1 protein-coding gene is annotated in these 818 nt (G+C 65.9%); it reads left to right on the forward strand.

From position 1 onward, the window contains the following. On the forward strand, positions 1-818 hold an 818-nt coding region (gene ccsB / locus U5A56_RS36875), incomplete at both ends, for a c-type cytochrome biogenesis protein CcsB (protein WP_321927399.1).

Here is an 818-nt window from a genome sequence, read left to right on the forward strand (position 1 = left end):
TACTTCCTGTCGAGCCAGTCCGCGATCCTGTGGATGAGCGCGCTGTTCGTGCTCGCGACGATCTTCTACTGGATCGGTCTGCTCGCGCGCTCGGAGTCGGGCGCCGCGATCGGCCAGAAGCTCACGTGGGTCGCCGTGCTGATGGGCTTCACCGGCCTGATGGTGCGCTGGTACGAGTCCTACCTGATCGGCGCCGACGTCGGGCATATCCCGGTGTCGAACCTGTACGAAGTGTTCGTGCTGTTCAGCCTGATCACCGCGCTGCTCTACCTGTATTACGAAGGCCACTACGGCACGCGCGCGCTCGGCGCGTTCGTGCTGCTGGTCATCAGCGCGGCCGTCGGCTTCCTGATGTGGTACTCGGTCGCGCGCGACGCGCAGCAGATCCAGCCGCTCGTGCCGGCGCTGCAGAGCTGGTGGATGAAGATCCACGTGCCGGCGAACTTCATCGGCTACGGCAGCTTCGCGCTGTCGGCGATGGTGTCGGTCGCGTACCTGATGAAGGAGCGCGGCGTGCTCGCCGATCGCCTGCCGACGCTCGAGGTGCTCGACGACGTGATGTACAAGTCGATCGCGGTCGGCTTCGCGTTCTTCACGATCGCGACGATTCTCGGCGCGCTGTGGGCCGCCGAAGCATGGGGCGGCTACTGGAGCTGGGACCCGAAGGAAACCTGGGCGCTGATCGTGTGGCTCAACTACGCGGCCTGGCTGCACATGCGCCTGATGAAGGGCCTGCGCGGCGCGGTTGCCGCCTGGTGGGCGCTCACCGGCCTGCTCGTGACGACGTTCGCGTTCCTCGGCGTCAACATGTTCCTGTC

Origin of the sequence: Burkholderia sp. BCC1998 (genome assembly GCF_905339875.1) — a bacterium.
Lineage (GTDB): Bacteria > Pseudomonadota > Gammaproteobacteria > Burkholderiales > Burkholderiaceae > Burkholderia.